The 17,176-nt window shown below is 72.5% G+C and carries 12 protein-coding genes; 3 read left to right on the forward strand and 9 right to left on the reverse strand.

From position 1 onward, the window contains the following. Positions 1-675: 675 nt before the first annotated feature. Both ACXN5W_RS24150 and ACXN5W_RS24155 read left to right on the forward strand, forming a co-directional pair. Complete coding sequence (locus tag ACXN5W_RS24150; RefSeq protein ID WP_473160646.1) at positions 676-1,998, forward strand: hypothetical protein; 1,323 nt, start codon at positions 676-678, stop codon at positions 1,996-1,998. Between the two features lie 155 nt (positions 1,999-2,153). Next, on the forward strand, positions 2,154-3,332 hold the full coding sequence (locus ACXN5W_RS24155; RefSeq protein ID WP_473160647.1) for an endo-1,4-beta-xylanase: 1,179 nt from the start codon (positions 2,154-2,156) through the stop codon (positions 3,330-3,332). Positions 3,333-3,659: 327 nt separating this feature from the next. Here the strand turns inward: ACXN5W_RS24155 and ACXN5W_RS24160 are convergent, their stop codons facing one another. Beyond that, complete coding sequence (locus ACXN5W_RS24160) at positions 3,660-5,114, reverse strand: pectinesterase family protein (RefSeq protein WP_473160648.1); 1,455 nt, start codon at positions 5,112-5,114, stop codon at positions 3,660-3,662. Positions 5,115-5,194: 80 nt separating this feature from the next. Continuing rightward, positions 5,195-6,463: a sugar efflux transporter gene (locus tag ACXN5W_RS24165; protein WP_473160649.1), complete on the reverse strand. Its 1,269-nt coding sequence runs from the start codon at positions 6,461-6,463 to the stop codon at positions 5,195-5,197. A gap of 110 nt (positions 6,464-6,573) precedes the next feature. Between ACXN5W_RS24165 and ACXN5W_RS24170 the strand changes: the two genes are divergently transcribed. Next, positions 6,574-8,688 (forward strand): cellulose binding domain-containing protein, encoded by a 2,115-nt coding sequence (locus tag ACXN5W_RS24170; RefSeq protein ID WP_473160650.1) that lies wholly within the window; start codon positions 6,574-6,576, stop codon positions 8,686-8,688. Positions 8,689-8,719: 31 nt separating this feature from the next. On the opposite strand, the gene ACXN5W_RS24175 is transcribed toward ACXN5W_RS24170, so the two are convergent. From ACXN5W_RS24175 to ACXN5W_RS24205, 7 genes are all read right to left on the reverse strand, one after another. Continuing rightward, on the reverse strand, positions 8,720-9,961 hold the full coding sequence (locus ACXN5W_RS24175) for an LLM class flavin-dependent oxidoreductase (RefSeq protein WP_473160651.1): 1,242 nt from the start codon (positions 9,959-9,961) through the stop codon (positions 8,720-8,722). A gap of 98 nt (positions 9,962-10,059) precedes the next feature. Beyond that, positions 10,060-11,118, reverse strand: a complete 1,059-nt coding sequence (locus ACXN5W_RS24180; RefSeq protein ID WP_473160652.1) for an LLM class flavin-dependent oxidoreductase — start codon at positions 11,116-11,118, stop codon at positions 10,060-10,062. Next, the gene (locus tag ACXN5W_RS24185) at positions 11,115-12,467 is read right to left on the reverse strand and encodes an NtaA/DmoA family FMN-dependent monooxygenase (protein WP_473160653.1); all 1,353 of its coding nucleotides are present in this window, start codon (positions 12,465-12,467) and stop codon (positions 11,115-11,117) included. Before ACXN5W_RS24185 ends, ACXN5W_RS24180 begins: the two co-directional genes overlap by 4 nt. Positions 12,468-12,482: 15 nt before the next feature. Then, entirely contained in the window at positions 12,483-13,691 is a 1,209-nt protein-coding gene (locus tag ACXN5W_RS24190; RefSeq protein ID WP_473160654.1) for an LLM class flavin-dependent oxidoreductase, read from the reverse strand. 11 nt (positions 13,692-13,702) lie between these two features. Beyond that, a complete protein-coding gene (locus ACXN5W_RS24195; protein ID WP_473160655.1) occupies positions 13,703-15,352 on the reverse strand; it encodes a dipeptide ABC transporter ATP-binding protein in 1,650 nt (549 codons plus the stop codon). After that, positions 15,349-16,239 carry an ABC transporter permease gene (locus tag ACXN5W_RS24200; protein WP_473160656.1) on the reverse strand — a complete coding sequence of 297 codons (891 nt, stop codon included), beginning with the start codon at positions 16,237-16,239 and terminating at the stop codon, positions 15,349-15,351. The genes ACXN5W_RS24195 and ACXN5W_RS24200 overlap by 4 nt, the downstream gene beginning before the upstream one ends. 1 nt (position 16,240) lies before the next feature. Further along, a complete protein-coding gene (locus tag ACXN5W_RS24205) occupies positions 16,241-17,176 on the reverse strand; it encodes an ABC transporter permease (RefSeq protein WP_473160657.1) in 936 nt (311 codons plus the stop codon).

The raw sequence follows: 17,176 nt of genomic DNA on the forward strand, positions 1-17,176 counted from the left end.
CTTCGGTTGCTCTCGCCCCGCAATCCACGGGGGGGGGCGTGGAGGTGTTTCTGGGTCGTCCCCGCGGACGCCCCGGCGGGACCCTCTGGGGGGGCGCCCCCCCCCCCCTGGCCCGGCGCGCCGGTGGTCGACGGCGCGCCGGTCAACCACGCCGGCCCGGGGAGGGAAAGGCCGGCGTGCGATCGGTCCGGTGCCGGGGCCGATCGCGGTCGAGTGACGCGATGGGGACCCGTCACACTCCGAACAGCGCCGATCGACTCGCGAACGTCACACGGAGAGTCGAGTCGGTTTCGGACTGTCCGGTACCGCGTGAGCCGCAAGGAAGGGCCCCTTGTTATCGCTTTTCGGATAGCAGGGGTCCCTTGTTAACGCGGCGAACAGCGAAGGGGTCTCTGTGGACGTCCGACCGCTACTCACACCGATCTCCGTGATCCGCCGGCCTGCCGAGGTGATCCTCCTCGGCCGAGCCGGTACCTGCTCCGGGCCGCCGAGGCCGACCGGCGGCAGTTGGCCGAGGCCGCTCCCCGGGAGGTCGTGACCGCGCCACCGGGAGGTCGTGACCGCGGCGGCGGGAGGTCGTGCCGCCGTCGGCCGCCCCGGCGAGATCGTGACCAGGTATTCATGATGACCCATTAGCCTCGGGATCCTTGAGCCACGATCCTGGGGAGGTTCGTCGTGGTGTGGATCCATCGGGTGACCGTCGCGCTGTCCGTGGTGGTGGCCTCGGCGGCGTTCTCCGGCGGGCCGGCCGAGGCCGCCGGGGCACCCCGGCTGGCCGACTTCAACCTGCGGCCGGCGTCCAACCAGGGTGCCCTGCTGGACCGGGTCCGGCAGCTCGACGCGCAGTTGCCGAAACTGGGCGTGCAGAACCTGCTGGCGCAGGCCAGCCGGCACGGCACCGCGACGCCGGGGCCGGGCGTCGCCTGCAATCCGAACGCGGTGGACGTGCGGGAACGCACCCTCGCGCCGGTCTACAGCTTCTGCTTCGACGCCGCCGACAGCGGCACGGGCGGCGGCCCCGTGGAGTGGACGCCGCAGGGCGTCACCACGGTCGCCGACGCGCAGGAGGACCAGTTCTGGGGCACCGCCCAGCCGCTGATCGTGAGCTGGTACGACGACGACTCCGAAGCCGTCAAGGGGGTCCGGGTCTCCTTCATCAACCCGGACACGGGCGACTACCAGCACGTACTGCTGGTGTACCCGACCATCAACAGCGCCGGCAACGCCAGCTACATGAGCCTGCGTACCCAGCAGGACTCGACCGGGAAGTCGCTGCACGCCGGCGGCATCGCCTGGTACGGCAACTACCTGTACGTGGCCGACACCCGACGCGGGTTCCGGGTGTTCGACCTGCGGTACATCTTCGATCTCCAGGCCGCCGGCAGCCTCGGCAACACCACGGACAAGACGAAGATCGGCCGGCAGGACGGGGTCTTCTACGGCCACGGCTACCGGTACGTGATGCCCGAGGTGGCGGCGTGGACCAGCGCGGGCGGCGAGGTGGCCGACCCCGGTGTGTGCAGCGGGACCGGGTCGGCGCACTTCTCGTACGTCGGGCTGGACCGCACCGGCACGGATCACCTGACCACCGGCGAATACTGCGACGGCAGCACCGAGGGCCGGGTGGCCAGTTGGCCGCTGGACGGCACCGGCCCGCTGCTGGGTGGGGACGGCAACTGGCAGGCGACCTCGGCCTTCCGGCTGCCGGTGTCGAACGTGCAGGGAGCCGTCTCGCACGGCGCCACCTGGTACCTCAACCGCAGCCACGGCACGGACGTTCCGGATCAGAACGACAACGGTGACCTGCTGCGGACGACCGCGCCCGGCACCTCCACGGGGGTGCTGAGCGGTTCGCCGAAGCGGGTCACCGCCGCCATCGGGCCGGAGGACCTGTCGTACTGGTCGGGCTTCCGCGGCTTCGGTGACGTGCTGTTCACCGTCACCGAGCATCCGGGCCAGCGGATGCTGTACGCCACCCCGGTCTCCGCCTTCGGCTGATCCGCCCGGACCGCACCGGTCCGGGCGCGCGGGACCACCGGCGCGTCCGGGTCGGCGCTGTTGACCGGGTACATCGACCATCGTAATGTTTCGATGAATCTCGGAAACTTTTTCGAAAGTTTCGGTGATCGCCGACTCCAGCGGAGGGAACGCACATGAAGCTGAGACGGTGGGCAGCCACCGCCGCGGTCGCCATCGCGACCGTCGCCGCGCTCAACACCATGCCCGCCACGGCGGGCCGACCGTACGACCCCACCGACCAGAGCCTGCGCAACCTGGGCCTGCGCCACAATCTGTACGTCGGGACCGCGGTCGACATGGCCGCTCTGGACGATCCCGCCGATCCGGAGTACCGGCGGATAGTCGGTTCGGAGTTCTCCACGGTCACCGCCGAGAACGTGATGAAGTGGGAGAGCCTGGAACCGACCCGGGGCACCTACAACTGGGGTCCGGCCGACGAGCTGATCAGCTACGCCCGGCAACACGACCAGCGGGTCCGCGGCCATGTCCTGGTGTGGCAGAACCAGCTGCCCACCTGGCTGACCAGCGGCGTGGCCGACGGTTCGATCGACAAGGCCGAGCTACGGGACCTGCTGCGCAGACACATCACCGACGTGGTCACCCACTTCCGGGGCAGGATCTGGCAGTGGGACGTGGTCAACGAGGCGGTGAGCGACCCCTGGGACAGCCCGCCGACCCTGCACTACAAGGGCTTCTGGGCCGAACACCTCGGCCCCGACTACCTGGCCGACGCCTTCCGCTGGGCCCGGGCCGCCGACCCGAAGGCCCTGCTGTTCTACAACGACTACAACATCGAGGCGTTCGGTTCGGGTGACCCGGCCAACGACAAGACCCAGTTCGTGTACGACATGGCCAAGGGGCTGCTGGCCCGGGGCGTACCGATCGACGGCGTCGGCAGCCAGGGCCACCTGGGCACCCAGTACGGCAACTTCGACACCCTCCAGGTGGTCGCCGCGCTCAAGAAGTTCTCCGGCCTGGGGCTGGCGACGGCGTTCACCGAGGTCGACGTGCGCAGCGAGGTCACCGACGGGATGCCGGCCAACGAGATCAACCCCCGGTTGCAGGCGTCGGCCGCCAACTACCACGTCCTGCTCCAGGCCTGCCTGGCGGACCGGCACTGCCTGTCGTTCACGGTCTGGGGCTTCACCGACAAGCACTCGTGGGTCCCGGGCACCTTCAGCAACGAGGGCCTGGCCAACATCTACGACGAGAACTACCAGCCGAAGCGCGCGTACAACGTGCTGCGGGGCGATCTGATCTACGCCGGACCACCGTACGTACTGCCGCGCGTCTCGCACCGGCCGCACGGATAACACCCGACGCGGCCCGGGTCTGCGCGGTCCAGATCCGCGCGACCCGGGCCGGCGCGGACCTGGACAGCGCGGACCCGGGCCGGCGCGGACCTGGGCGGCGATCCGCCCGCGTCCGCCGGGGCGTGCCGTCGGGTGCCGAGGGCGTGTCGCCCACCGGAGCCGAAGGGCTGTTCTGGGTCCATGTCTCTGGGTCATGTTTATGCCCCAGAGACATGGACCCGAAAAAGGCTCACCGCTTCCGCGAGTCCGGGTCTACGGAGTCCGGGTTGAGGCGGACCGGGCTCACGCGGACCGGGTTGAGGCGGACCGGGTTCAGGCGGACCGGGTTCACACGGGATTCCAGCCGTCGCTGCCGGCCAGGTACCGCTGCGGGGTGTAGTTCGGGGCCTGCGCGTCACTGAGCTGCGGCCGGTTGCCGTTGACCCCCGCGCCGGCGCCCGTGTTGCGGTACTCCAGGAAGCGCGCGTTCTGCCACGGGTTACCGGACATGTCCATCCACGGCTGGGAGGTGTGGATGGTGGCGCTCAACGACGACTCCCGGAACAGCACCTGGGCGTTCGGTCCCCACGGCCGGCCAAGGTACGTGACGTTGTTCGCCGCTCCGGTGATCGTCGACCGGTAGATCAGGAAGCCGTACTGCTTCGCGGGGTCGGTCCGGGCGGCGGTGATCGGTCCCTGGCCCGAGGACCGCTTCTCGTAGATCGAGCAGGCGTTGAACACCGCCGTGCCGTCGCCGAAGATGAAGTCGACGGTTCCCTCGATGTACGAGTTCACGATGTACGACCGGGCCTTGGCGTTGACCAGGAAGGTGTCCTGGTCGCCGAGCAGCCGGACGTTGCGCAGGATGGCCCGGTCGGCGTTGAGGTTCAGCGCGACCGCCTGCGAGGAGCCCCGGTTCTCGTCGTAGTCGTTGGAGATCGAGAGGTTCTCGGCGATGAAGTTGGCTCCGTTGACGAACATGCTCGCGCTGTTGAACGTACCGGTGCTGGAGGCCGCGTTGTTGTAGACCAGCAGGGTGTTCGACGGCGCCGAGCCGAGGCCCTGGAGGGTGATGTTCGGCTTGTTGGCCGGGACCGTGACCACCTGCCGGTAGGTGCCGGGCTTGATGGTGATGACGACCCGCTGGCTGTTGTTCGCGGGGACGGCGTCGATGGCCGCCTGGACCGTGCGATACCTACCGGTGCCGTCGGCGGCCACCGTCGGCGTGCCGGTGGTCGGCGGTGCGCTGGTCGGCGGCGTACTGGTCGGCGGCGCCGTGGTGGGCGGCGCGCTGGTCGGTGGCGCGGTCGTCGGCGGTGCCGTGGTCGGCGGCGCGGTCGTGGGTGGCACGCTGGTCGGCGGTGCCGTGCTGGGGGTGACCGAGCCGGTGCAGGTGGCGCCGTTGAGCGTGAAGGTGGTGGGGCTCGGGTTGCTGCCGGTCCAGGTGCCGTTGAAGCCGATCTCGATCGTGGCGTTGCTGGCGATGGCGGCGTCATAGTCCACGTTGGTGGCAACGACGTCGCCGCTGGCCGGACTGGCCGTGAAACCCCAGGGCTGGGTGACGACCTGTCCCCCGTCCGGGAAGGTCCAGGCCAGGCGCCAGCCGTTGATGGCGTCCCCGAGGTTCGTGATCTTCATGTTCGCGGTGAACCCGCCGGTCCACTGACCGGTGACCGCATACACCACCTGGCAGCCCGCGGCGGCCTGCGCCGAGACGGACATCGCGACGGCTCCGACGCTGGCGAGAAGGGAGGCGGCGGCGACGCCGAGAACCGGCCTCCGCCAGCCGGTAAGGGCTTTCACGTGTTGCTCCTCTGCGGTCGAGGGTCCGGTGTGGGGGGGTCGTGTCACCCTACGCCAAAACGTTTAAGTATATCTATGCGCTACTCGGTCAGCACGGCGACGGACCGCGACGGGCCGGCCGCGGCCCTGTTCCCGGACCGCCGTGGACCAACGACCAGCAGGAGCAGCAGGCCGGCCGCGCACAACGCGGTCGAGGCGGCGTACGCCGACCGGTAACCGAAGTGCGCGGACAGGCCCAGCAGCGGGCCGGCCAGCATCGCGCCGATCGGGAACGTGTTGGTGAACAGGGTGGTGGCCCGGCCGGGATACCGGGGAAGCAGATCCTGCACGTACGAGATGCCCAACCCGGACACCGCGGCGATGAACAGCGCGTTGACGAGCTGAGCACCGCCCAGCACCCAGAGGTTGGGCGCGACCGTGGCGATCGCGTAGTAGAGCACGCCGCAGGCGGCGCCCACCAGGACCGGCAGACGCAGTCGGATCCGGGTGGTGAGCGCGCCGAGCCCCAGCATCAGCGGGATCTCCAAGGCCGCGCAGAGCCCGAGGATGAAGCCGGCGTCCGAGGCCTCACCCGACAGGTCCCGGTCGATGTACAGCGGAAGCGCCTGGGCACCGAGGGTCAGCGGGCACTGCAACATCGTGAAGGCGGCCACGATGGACAGCAGCCGCCACCGCGACACCGCCGGCCCGTCGTCGTCAGCGATCACGGGCGCGACACCGTCAGCGTCCCCGGTCGTGGGCTCGTCGGCATCGTCGGGTGCCGGCCTGCCGACCTCGGTCAACCCGAGCGTCGCCACCAGCGCCGACAGGGCGTACATCACGGCGGCCGTGCCGTAGACCAGCCGGAAGCCGCCGGTGTGCAGCAGGAACGCGGCCAGCGGTGGACCGGTCACCCAGGCGAGCGAGAAGACGGTCCGCATGGTGCTGATGCCCAGCGCGGCCCGGTCCGGGCTGTCCCGTTGGAGGACCTGGCGGGCGTAGGCGAAGCTCTGCGGAAACAGCGACCCGGCGAGCGCCGTCACGGTCGCCGCGAGCGCCAGCAGGAGCCAGTAGTCCCGCAGGAACGCGGTCACCCCGGCGCCCACCATGCCGGCCAGGGACGCGCCGATCAGCAGGTACCGGCGGATCGGCCACCGGTCGGACAGCCGCGCGATCACCGTGCCGAGCAGGACGCCCGACAGGGGCGCGACGACCAGGTACAGGGTGACCCGGGCAGGGTCGGCGTGCACCGCCGTGCTCAGGAACAGCGACAGGAACGGCATCACCATCGCCGTGGAGGTGCCGATCGCGAGGAACATCAGACCCAGCGGTGCGAGCGTGCGGCGCAGCGACGGGATGGCTGGAGTCATTCGTTTACTGTACCGCTAAAGATACTGGCCCTTGAGCCCCGCCGGTCGCCGTGGGATTCTTGGACGTCGATGATCTGCCGCGTGCGGGGCTGACGAGAAGGACCACGGTCATGAGTGACTTGAGCAGTTTCCGACAGCCCGCCGCCAGACCGGCCCCGGCGCGATCCGGGCGGCGTCGGTGGTCCGCCCTCGCCGCCGGAGTGCTGCTCGGCACGGCGGTCCTGACCGTGGTGAGTCCGCCGAGCGTGAGCGCGGCGACCGACCCGGTCACCGTGGTGGTGAACGCGAGGGCGGGGCTGGCCACCGTGCCCGACACCGCGCTGGGGATCAACCACGCGATCTGGGACACGAATCTGGGCACGGCCGAGACGTCCGACCTGCTGCGCTCCGCCGGGGTCCGGATGATGCGGTACCCGGGCGGATCGTACGGCGACATCTACCACTGGAAGACCCACACGGCGCCCGGTGGTTACGTCGCGCCGAACACCGACTTCGACACCTTCATGGCCGCGGTACGGCGGGTCGGCGCGCAACCGGTGATCATCGCGAACTACGGCACCGGCACCCCGGCCGAGGCCGCCGACTGGGTGCGGTACGCCAACGTGACGAAGGGGTACGGCGCCCGGTACTGGGCGGTCGGCAACGAGAACTACGGAAACGGGCTCTACGGCTCGGCGTGGGAGGCCGACGACCACTCCGACAAGAGCGCGACCCAGTACGCCAAGCTGGTCGTCGAGTACGCCGACGCGATGAAGGCGGTCGACCCGGCCATCAAGGTCGGCGCGGTGCTGACCATGCCGGCGAACTGGCCGGACGGGTTGAAGGCCGACGCCGATCCGGGGTCGTGGAACTCCACGGTCCTCTCGATCGCCGGGCCGAAGATCGACTTCGTGGACGTCCACTGGTACCCGGGCGGCAGCGCCGCCGAGTCGCTGGCCCGGACCAGCCACCTCAACGACGCGATGTACCTGCTGCGGCAGCAGCTCACCCGGTACGCCGGGCCGAGCGCCGGCCGGATCGGGATCAGTTTCACCGAACTGAACGTCGGTACCGGCCAGAACACCCAACCGGGCGCGCTGTTCCTGGCCGACGCCTACAGCGGGCTGCTGGAGAACGGGGTCTTCACGGCCCAGTGGTGGAACGCGCACAACGGCATCGGCACGGTGTCCACCGTGGCCGGTCAGACCGACTACGGCGACTTCGGGATGCTCTCCAGCGGCACCTGCACCTCCGACGGGTCGGTCTGCGAACCCCCGCTGAACACGCCGTTCGCGCCGTACCACGGGCTGGCCATGATGAACATCTTCGCCAAGCCCGGCAACCAGCTCATTGGCGCCGGCACCAGCAACCCACTGGTCGCCGCGCACGCGGCCCGGCGGAGCAACGGCGACCTGGCGGTGCTGCTGCTGAACAAGGACCCGGACAACGCCTACCCGGTCAGCATCGACTACGCCGGATACGCCCCGTCGACCGCCGCGCCCACGGTGTACACGTACACCAACGGCGCCACCGCCATCGCCGAGAGCCAGGACGGGGACGCGACCAGCCGGACCCTGCCGCCGTACTCGCTGACCACCCTGGTGCTGCACCCGGCCGGCGCGACCACCGGCGGGCCCGACACGCTGGGCCAGCCCCGGGCCTTCAACGTCACCGACCGGGAGGCCACCATCGAGTGGCCGGTGCCGCCGCCCGGCGCCGGCCTGCCGGCGAAGGTCGAGGTGTACCGGCAGAACGGCACCACCAGCGAGCAGCTCGGTGAGACGCCGAGTTCGTCGTTCACGATCCACAACCTCAACCCCGGCACCCGGTACACGGTGAACGTGCTGGCCCGGGACAACGCCGGGCGGGTCTCCTGGTCCTCGCCGCCGGTCACCTTCACCACCGGCAGCCCGGCGCAGAGTTCGTGCAGCGTCCGGTTCGCGGACACCAACGACTGGGGCAACGGCTACATCGGCGCCATCGACATCGTCAACAACGGCGACGCCCCGATCAACGGCTGGACCCTCACGTTCGGCTGGCCGACCGGCTGGCAGCAGGTGAGCAGCGGTTGGAGTGCCAACTTCGAGCAGGTCGGCAGGACCGTCAAGGTGACCAACACCGCCGACAACCGGCAGCTCGCCGCGAACGGCGGCAGCACCAGCGCGGGCTTCGTCGGCGCGTACAGCGGACCGAACGTGCTGCCCACCGTGTTCACCCTGAACGGCACGGTGTGCCACACCCAGTAGCCCAGCGGTGGCCCGCCATCGACGGAGAGGATCAGCGGGGTGCGGGGGCCAGGGAGGCCCACTCCCTGGCGAGCAGTTCGTACGAGGTGACCCGGTCGGCGTGCTCGTGGGTGATGGTGGTGACGAGCAGTTCGTCGGCGCCGGTGACGTCGCGCAGCACGCGCAGCCGCTCGGCGACCCGCTCCGGGGTGCCCACGAACTGGGTGTCCACCCGGTCGGCGACCAGTGCCCGGTCCTCGTCCGTCCACGGCAGCGCGGCGGCCTGTTCGGGGCTGGGAAACGGGATGGCGCCGCCACCGCCGCGGATGCTGCGTACCCAGGCTCCGTAGGGGCTGGCGAGCCGACGCGCCTCCGGGTCGGTCCGGGCGACGACCACGTCGGCCGACACCAGCAGGTACGGCCGGGCCAGCACCGCCGATGGCCGGAACGCGGCCCGGTACGCCTCGGCCGCCTCCAGCACGGTGGCCGGGCTGACGTGGTAGTTGGCCGCGAACGGCAGGCCGAGCGCGCCGGCGAGTTGGGCGCTCTCGCCGCCGCTGCTGCCGAGCAGCCAGACGTCTACGTCGGCGCCCTCGCCGGGCACGGCGTGCGCGTCCAGGCCGTCGGCGTCGCGGTAGTCGCCCCGGATCAGCGCGAGGATGTCGGCCACCTGGTCGGCGAACCGCGGCGGTTGCCCGCCGGGCTGGTACAGCAGCGCGGTGGCCAGAGCGAACCGGGGCGAACCGACCAGCTTCGCGAACGAGAAGGGTGGCGGGATCAGCAACCCGTCCACCACCCGTGACTCAGCCGGCGACCCGGCCGGCGACCCGGCCGGCGGCTCAGCCGGCCCCGCGATCGACGGCACGCCCGACGGCACGGCCGGTGAGTCAGCCGGTGGCGCGACCGAAGACTCCGCCGGTGGCTCGGCAGGTTGGGCGGCGATCTCGGCCCGACGCTGGCCGGAGCGGCCCAGGCCCAGGTCGATGCGGCCGGGGTACAGGGCGGCCAGGGTCCCGAACTCCTCGACCACCGACAGCGCGGTCCGGTGCCCGAGCTGGACCGCCCCGGAGCCGACCCGGATCCGCCCGGTGGCGGCGGCCACCTGCCCGATCAGCAGGGCCGGCGCGGAGCTGGCCACCCCGCTGGCCAGGTGGTGCTCGGCCAGCCAGTACCGGTGGTAGCCGGCCTGCTCGGCCCGGCGGGCCAGGTCGATCGTGTTGCGCAGGGCGTCGGCGACGGTCCCACCGGCGGACAGCGGCGACAGGTCGAGGATGGACAGCGGGGTCGGAGCCATGGCGGGTCCCGTCTCTGGTCGGGCCGGCACGGACGCCGGCGAGGGCTGATCGGGCCGGCACGGACACCGGCGGCGGTCGGTCAAGTCCGGCGCGCTGGTCAGGCCGGGGCGGCGGGTGGGGCGAAGGGGCGGCTCGGGATCTCCCGGCGCAGCACGGGGGCCACCTCGGCCTGGAACAGTTCGAGGCTCTCCCGGTGCTGCTTGTCGGTCAGCCCGTCGGGGTCGGCGTGCAGGTGGATCACCTCGTGGCCGAACTCCGCGTGGTAGCGCAGGACCTTGTCGATGATCTGCTGCGGGCTGCCGACCAGGTTGGAGCTGCGTTCGATGGCGTCCTCCAGGGTCGGGAAGACCGGTCGCAGGCCGAGCCGGCGGAACGCGGCCAGCCGCGCGTCGAAGATCGGCCGGTACGTCGCGATCGCCTCCTGCGAGGTACGCGCCGCGTAGAAGCCCGCGGTGCCGGCCCCGACCAGCGCGTCCGCCGGGTCGTGCCCGTAGTGGGCCCAGCGTTCCCGGTAGTGGCGGACGAGTTCGGCGTACGGCTCGATCGGGTTGGTGACGTTGGCCGAGAAGATCGGGTCGCCGTACCGCGCCGCCAGGTCCACCGAGTCCCGGCTGGTGGCGCTGCCGTGCCAGATCCGGATGGGCTGTTGCAGGGGCCGCGGCCAGGTCTCCGCGTCGGTCAGCGACGGCCGGTACCGGCCGGACCAGGTGACCCGGTCCTCGCGCCAGAGCCGCCGGAACAGCTCGTAGCCCTCCCGGTTGCGGTCCCACTGGTCCTCGGCGGTGACGTGGAAGAGCTGCGCCTGCGCGGCGCCGTTGCCCTTGCCGATGATCAGTTCGAGGCGTCCGTCGGAGAGGTGGTCCAGGGTGGCGTAGTCCTCGAAGGCCCGCACCGGGTCGAGCAGGCTGAGCGTGGTGACGGCGGTGAACAGCCGGATCCGGGTCGTCTTCGCGGCGATGTGGCTGAGCACGACAGGCGGCGCCGAGGAGATGAACGGCCGCTCGTGCCGCTCGCCGACCCCGAAGCCGTCGAACCCCAGCTCCTCGGCCAGCACGGCGGTGTCCACCACCTCCCGGAACCGCTCGGTGGTGCTCTTCCGCAGCCCGGTGACCGGGTCGGGCAGGTGGGTGATCAGGGTGATCAGCAGGAACTTCACGCGGCCACCTCGCGGACCGGACGGGCGGCGGCGAGGCCCAGGTGCTCCCGCAGCGTCGTGCCGGTGTAGCGATCCCGGAAGACGCCGCGGTCCTGCAACAGCGGGACGACCCGGTCGACGAATTCGTCGAGCCCGCCCGGGGTCAGGTGCGGCACCAGGATGAACCCGTCGGCCGCGTCGGACTGCACGAAGTGGTTCATCCGCTCGGCGACCCGCTCGGGCGTGCCCACGAAGGACTGCCGGCCGGTCACCTCGATGATCAGGTCGCGGATGCCCAGGCCCTTCTCCTCGGCCAGCGTCCGCCACCGTCGGGCGGTGCCGACCCGGTCGGCGTACCTGCCGGCCCGGCCCAGGCTGATCTGCTCGTCGGAGGTGTCCGGGTCCTCGGCCGGCAGCGGTCCCTCCGGGTCGTACCCGGACAGGTCCCGGTTCCACAGCTGTTCCAGCATCAGGAGCGCGGTCTGCGGGCTGACCTGCTGGCGCCGGATGTGGTGGGCGTGCTCCTGCGCCTCGGCGTCGGTGTCGCCGAGCACGAAGGTGACCCCGGGGATGATCTTCAGGTCGTCGGCGGTCCGCCCGTACCGGGCCAGCCGGCCCTTGACGTCGCGGTAGAAGTCCTGCCCGTCCTCCAGGGTGCCGTGCCGGGAGAAGATCGCGTCGGCGCTGGCCGCCGCGAACTCGCGCCCGTCGTCCGAGTCCCCGGCCTGGAGGATCACCGGGTGCAGTTGCGGGGGGCGTGGCACGGTGAAGTGCCCGGCGATGTCGAACTGCGGACCGTGGTGGGCGAAGGCGCCCGGGTCGGCCGTCGCGACGTACCGGCCGCCGTCCCGGTCGCCGACCAGGGGGTCCGCCGGCCACGATTCCCACAGCTCCCGGGCGGTACGGACGAACTCGGCGGCCCGCTCGTAGCGCAGTTCCCGGTCCAGGTAGCCGCCGCGCCGGAAGTTCTCCCCGGTGAACGCGTCGGAGGTGGTGACCACGTTCCAGCCGGCCCGCCCGGCGCTGAGCTGGTCCAGGGTGGCGAGCTGCCGGGCCAGCTCGTACGGTTCGCGGAACGTCGCGTTGAGCGTGCCGACCAGCCCGAGCCGGGTGGTGACGGCGGCCAGCGCGGCCAGCACGGTCAGGGTGTCCGGCCGGCCCACCACGTCCAGGTCGTGGATCCGACCCCGCTGCTCGCGTAGCCGCAGCCCCTCGGCGAGGAAGAAGAAGTCGAACAGTCCCCGTTCGGCGGTCCGGGCCAGGTGGACGAACGAGGCGAAGTCGATGTGGCTGCCGGCGGCCGGGTCGCTCCACACGGTCGTGTTGTTCACGCCGGGGAAGTGCGCGGCGAGGATGATCTGCTTGGGCACGGCGGTCTCCAGACGTCAGTCGGCCGCCGTGGCGGCGTACCGGTTGGCCGGGCGGGGCAGGCCGAGCAGGTCGCGCAGCGTCCCGGCGGGGTAGCCCGCGCGGAACAGGCCCCGGTCCCGCAGGGCCGGCACCAGCGCGCGGGTGATCGCGGTGAGGTCGTCGGGCAGCACGGCCGGGCGGAGCCGGAATCCGTCCAGTCCGGCCCGGTGCCACTCGGCGAGCAGGTCGGCCAGCTGGTCCGGCGTACCGCTGAAGACGGCCGCGTCCGAGGTGAACTCGGCGCCGGCCAGCTCGTCCAGCCGGGACCGCCGGCGCCGGGCCTCGGCGGCTGTCCCGTCGAGCAGGACCACCAGGTCGGCGAGGATCCGCAGCGGTGGTCCGGCCCGGCCCACGGTCTCCTCGGCGGCCCGGACCTCGGTGACGATCCGGGTGGCGTGGCCGGCGTCGGTGGGGGTGACGAAGACGATGTCGGCGTGCCGGGCAGCGAACCCGTACGGCGTCGACGAGTGGGCGAGCACGGCGACCACCGGCTGCCCCTGGGGTGGCCGGGGCACTATGGACGGTCCCTTCACCGAGAACCACCGACCGGTGAAGTCGACGTAGTGCAACCGGTCCCGGTCGATGAACCGCCCGGTCGCCACGTCCCGGATCACCGCGTCGTCCTGCCAGCTGTCCCACAGCCGCCGGACCACGTCCACCGCGTCCGCCGCCTCGGCGAAGAGGTCACCGACCAGGCGTACGGTTCCGGGTTCGTCGAGGCGGGCCGGGTCCAGCGGCGGGATGTCCCGGCGGCCGAAGTGCCGCGCCTCGGACCGGTGGGCGGACACCCGGGGCTGCCAGCCGGCCCGGCCGGCGCTGACGTGGTCGAGGGTGGCCACGGCGTTGGAGACGTGGAACGGCTCGGTGTGCGTGACGCTCACGGTCGGCACGAGTCCGATGTGCCGGGTCAGCGGTGCGATCCGGGCGGCCACCAGCAGGGCGTCGAGCCGGCCCCGGACCTGGTCGGTGCGGCCGTCCGGTCCGTCGGGCCGGGAGGATTGCAGGTCGAGGCGGTCCTCCAGGCTGATCAGGTCCAGCGCGGCCCGCTCGGCCTCGCCGGCCAGCTCCGTCCACCACTGGGCGGTGAACGGAGCGGCGGCGGCCGCCCGGGACAGCCGCCAGGCGGCCGGGTGCCAGCCGAGGCCGTCGAGGGCCACGGCGAGGTGCAGGGACGGGTCCGGCATGGTCTTTCCTCCTACGGTCGACCGACGACGAGGGGCGGCAGCGCGTCCAGCAGCGACCGGGTGTAGTCGTGTCGGGGACGGGCGAAGACGTCGCCGACCGGACCCTGCTCGACCACCGCGCCGTCCCGCATCACCAGCACCCGGTCGGCGAGGTGCTGCACCACGCCCAGGTCGTGGGAGATGAACAGCAGCGCGGTGCCGTCGGCGGCCCGCAGGTCGGCCAGCAGGTCCAGCACCTGGGCCTGGACGGAGACGTCCAGGGCGGAGACCGGTTCGTCGCAGACGATCAGGCTGGGTCGCGGGGCGAGCGCGCGGGCGATGGCGACCCGCTGCCGCTGCCCGCCGGACAGCGCCCGGGGGTGCCGGTCGAGCAGGTGCGGTCCGAGGCCGACCCGGCGCAGCAGTTCGACGACCCGGTCCCGGCGCTCGGCCCGGGTGGTGTCGCGGTCGACGTTCTCGGCGACCACCCGGCCCACGGTGTACCGGGGGTCGAAGGAGCCGAGCGGGTCCTGGGAGATGACCTGGAGGTGGCGCCGGGCCGCCCGGCGGAGCCGCTCCGGCGTCCCCGACCAGGGCTTCCGGTCGAAGACGACCGCGCCCTCGTCCGGGGCGAGGAGTCCGGCGACGATCCGGGCCACCGTGGTCTTGCCGGACCCGGACTCCCCCACCAGCCCGAGGGTCTCGCCCCGGGCGATGCTGAAGGAGACGTCCCGGACGACCGGGTGTCCGCCGTACCGCTTGCCGAGGCCGGTCGCCACGAGCACGGTGTCCCCGGGGCGGACCTCGGGTCGGCTGGGCAGCGGCGGCCGGGCCAGCACCGGTCCGGCGCAACCCTCGCGCAGCCGTTCCGGCGTGCCGAGCCGGCGTCCCCGCGAGGACGCGGACGGTACGGCGTCGAGCAGCCGGCGGGTGTACGGGTGTTCCGGTGCCCGCAGCAGCCGGTCGGTGCGGCCCTGTTCGACGATCACGCCGTCGCGCATCACCAGCACCCGGTCGGCGAGCTGCCCGACGACCGCCAGGTCGTGGCTGATCAGCAGCAGGCCCAGCCCGGCGGCCCGGCGCTCGCCGAGCAGCCGCAGGATCTGCGCCTGCACCGTCACGTCCAGCGCGGTGGTGGGCTCGTCGGCGATCAGCAGGGCCGGTTCGCCGGCGATGGCGGAGGCGATGAGCGCGCGCTGGCGCAGCCCGCCGGAGAGCTGGTGCGGGTGCTGTCGGGCCCGGCGGGCCGGTTCCGGCACGTGTACCCGGTCGAGCAGGTCGGTGACCCGGCCGGCCCGGTCCCGGCGGGTGCCGATGCGGTGTGTGCCGAGCACCTCGCCGATCTCGGCGCCGACCGTGCGCAACGGGTCGAGCGAGACCAGGGCGTCCTGCAGGACCAGCCCGACCTGCCGGCCGCGCAGCCGCCGCCAGTCCCCCGGCCCGTACCCTCGGACGTCCTGACCGGCCAGGTCGAGCCGGGTGGCCCGGACCCGCGCGCCCCGACCGGCGAGGCCGACCAGGGTACGGGCCGTGACGCTCTTGCCCGATCCGGACTCCCCGACCACCGCCACGCACTCGCCGGGGCCGACGGTGAGGCTCACCCCGCGTACCGCCGGCACCGCACCGGCCGGGGTGTCGAAGGTGACGTGCAGGTCCTCGACCTCGACCAGCGGCGCCGTCACGACTGCCGTCCGTCGAACCGGGCCTGCCAGTGCCGGCCGAGGACAGTCAGCGACACCACGGTCAGCGTGACGGCCACGCCGGGCAGGAGGCTGATCCACCAGGCCACCTGCAGGTAGTTGCGACCCTCGGAGAGCATCGCGCCCCACTCGGGCGAGGGCGGTTGCGGCCCGAGACCGAGGAAGCTGAGCCCGGAGGCGGTCAGGATGGCCTCACCCAGCCCGATCACGGCGAGCACCGGGACCGGTCCGACCACGTTGGGCAGGATGTGCCGCAGCACCAGCCGAGGTCGGGACAGGCCGAAGGTGACGGCCTGTTCGACGTATCCGGCCCGGCGGACCAGCAGGGTCTGTCCGCGTACCACCCGGGCGTGGTGGGGCAGGGTCGCGATGCCGATGGCCACGATCAGGCTGGCCGTCCCGGGGCCGGCCACGGCGATCAGCAGCAGCGCCAACAGCAGCAGCGGGAACGCCGACAGGGCGTCGAAGGACCGGCTGAGCGCCTCGTCGGCGATCCGGTGGGCGAGCCCGGCGAGCAGCCCGAGCAGCACTCCGGCGGTCACCGCGATGGCGGTGGCGGCCACGCCGATGGCCAGCGAGTGCCCGGCGCCGTGCACCACCCGGGTCCAGACGTCCCGGCCGAGGTGGTCGGTGCCCAGCCAGTGCCCGGCACCGGGCGGGGTGAGCACCACGAGGGGGTCGGCGGCCAGCGGGTCGCCGGGGGCCAGCAGCGCCGGCCGCAGCGCGGCCACGACCAGCAGCGACAGGTACGCCCCGGCGGCCAGCGGCCCGGGGCGGAGCCGACGGGGACGCCGGACGACGGCCGGGACGCCCTCGCCGGCCAACGGGTCGAGGGTGCCGGCGGACGCGCCGCCCAGGGTCACCGTCATGTCAGCTCCTCCGCAGGCGTGGGTCGACGAGCAGGTACGCGAGGTCGGCCGCGGTGTTGACCACCACGTACACCACGGCGGACAGGGTCACAACGGCCAGCACCACCGGGATGTCCTTGCTGGTCACCGCCGCGAGGGTGACCTGGCCGAGGCCCGGCCGGCCGAAGACCTGCTCGACGATGACGGCACCGCCGAGCAGGATCCCGAACAGCCAGCCGGCGAGGGTGACCGCCGGCAGCAGCGCGTGCCGCAGCGCGTGGCGCAGCAGCACCATCCGGTCCCGCACCCCGCGGGCGCGGGCGGTGAGCACGAACGGTTCGTCCAGGGCCCGGTCGAGGCCGTCCCGCAGGACCTGGGCGAGCAGCCCGGCGACCGGGAGGGCCAGGGTGACCGCCGGCAGCGCCAGGGCCGCCACGCCCTGATCGCCGGCGACCGGGAACAGGCCCAGCCGGAAGGAGAACAGGGTGAGCAGCACGATGCCGGTGAGGAAGGACGGGGTGGACACCAGCAGCAGTTCCGTGCCGGAACTGAGCCGGCGCAGCCACGGCCGGCGGTCCCCGGCGGTGGCCAGGGCGATGACCAGGGCGAGCAGCACCCCCAGCCCGGCCGCCGCCACGGCGAGGGTCACGGTCGGGGCGAGCTGTTCGCCGATCACGTCGGCGACGGGCCGGTGCAGCAGGTAGGAGCGGCCGAGGTCACCCTGGGCGAGCCGAAGCAGGTAGTCGAGGTACCGGAGGACGGCCGGACGGTCCAGGCCCCACTCGGCGATGATCTCGGAGCGGATCTGCGGGGTGTCGGCGCCGTCGCCGACGATGGCGTCCACGGTGTCGCCCGGCGCGGCGAGCAGGGCCAGGTACGCGGCCGTGGCGGCGGCCCACAGCACCACCAGCCCGGTGCCGATCCGGCGGGCCACGGCGCGCAGTCGCGGATGGCCCAT

The organism is Plantactinospora sp. A48, from assembly GCF_055793945.1.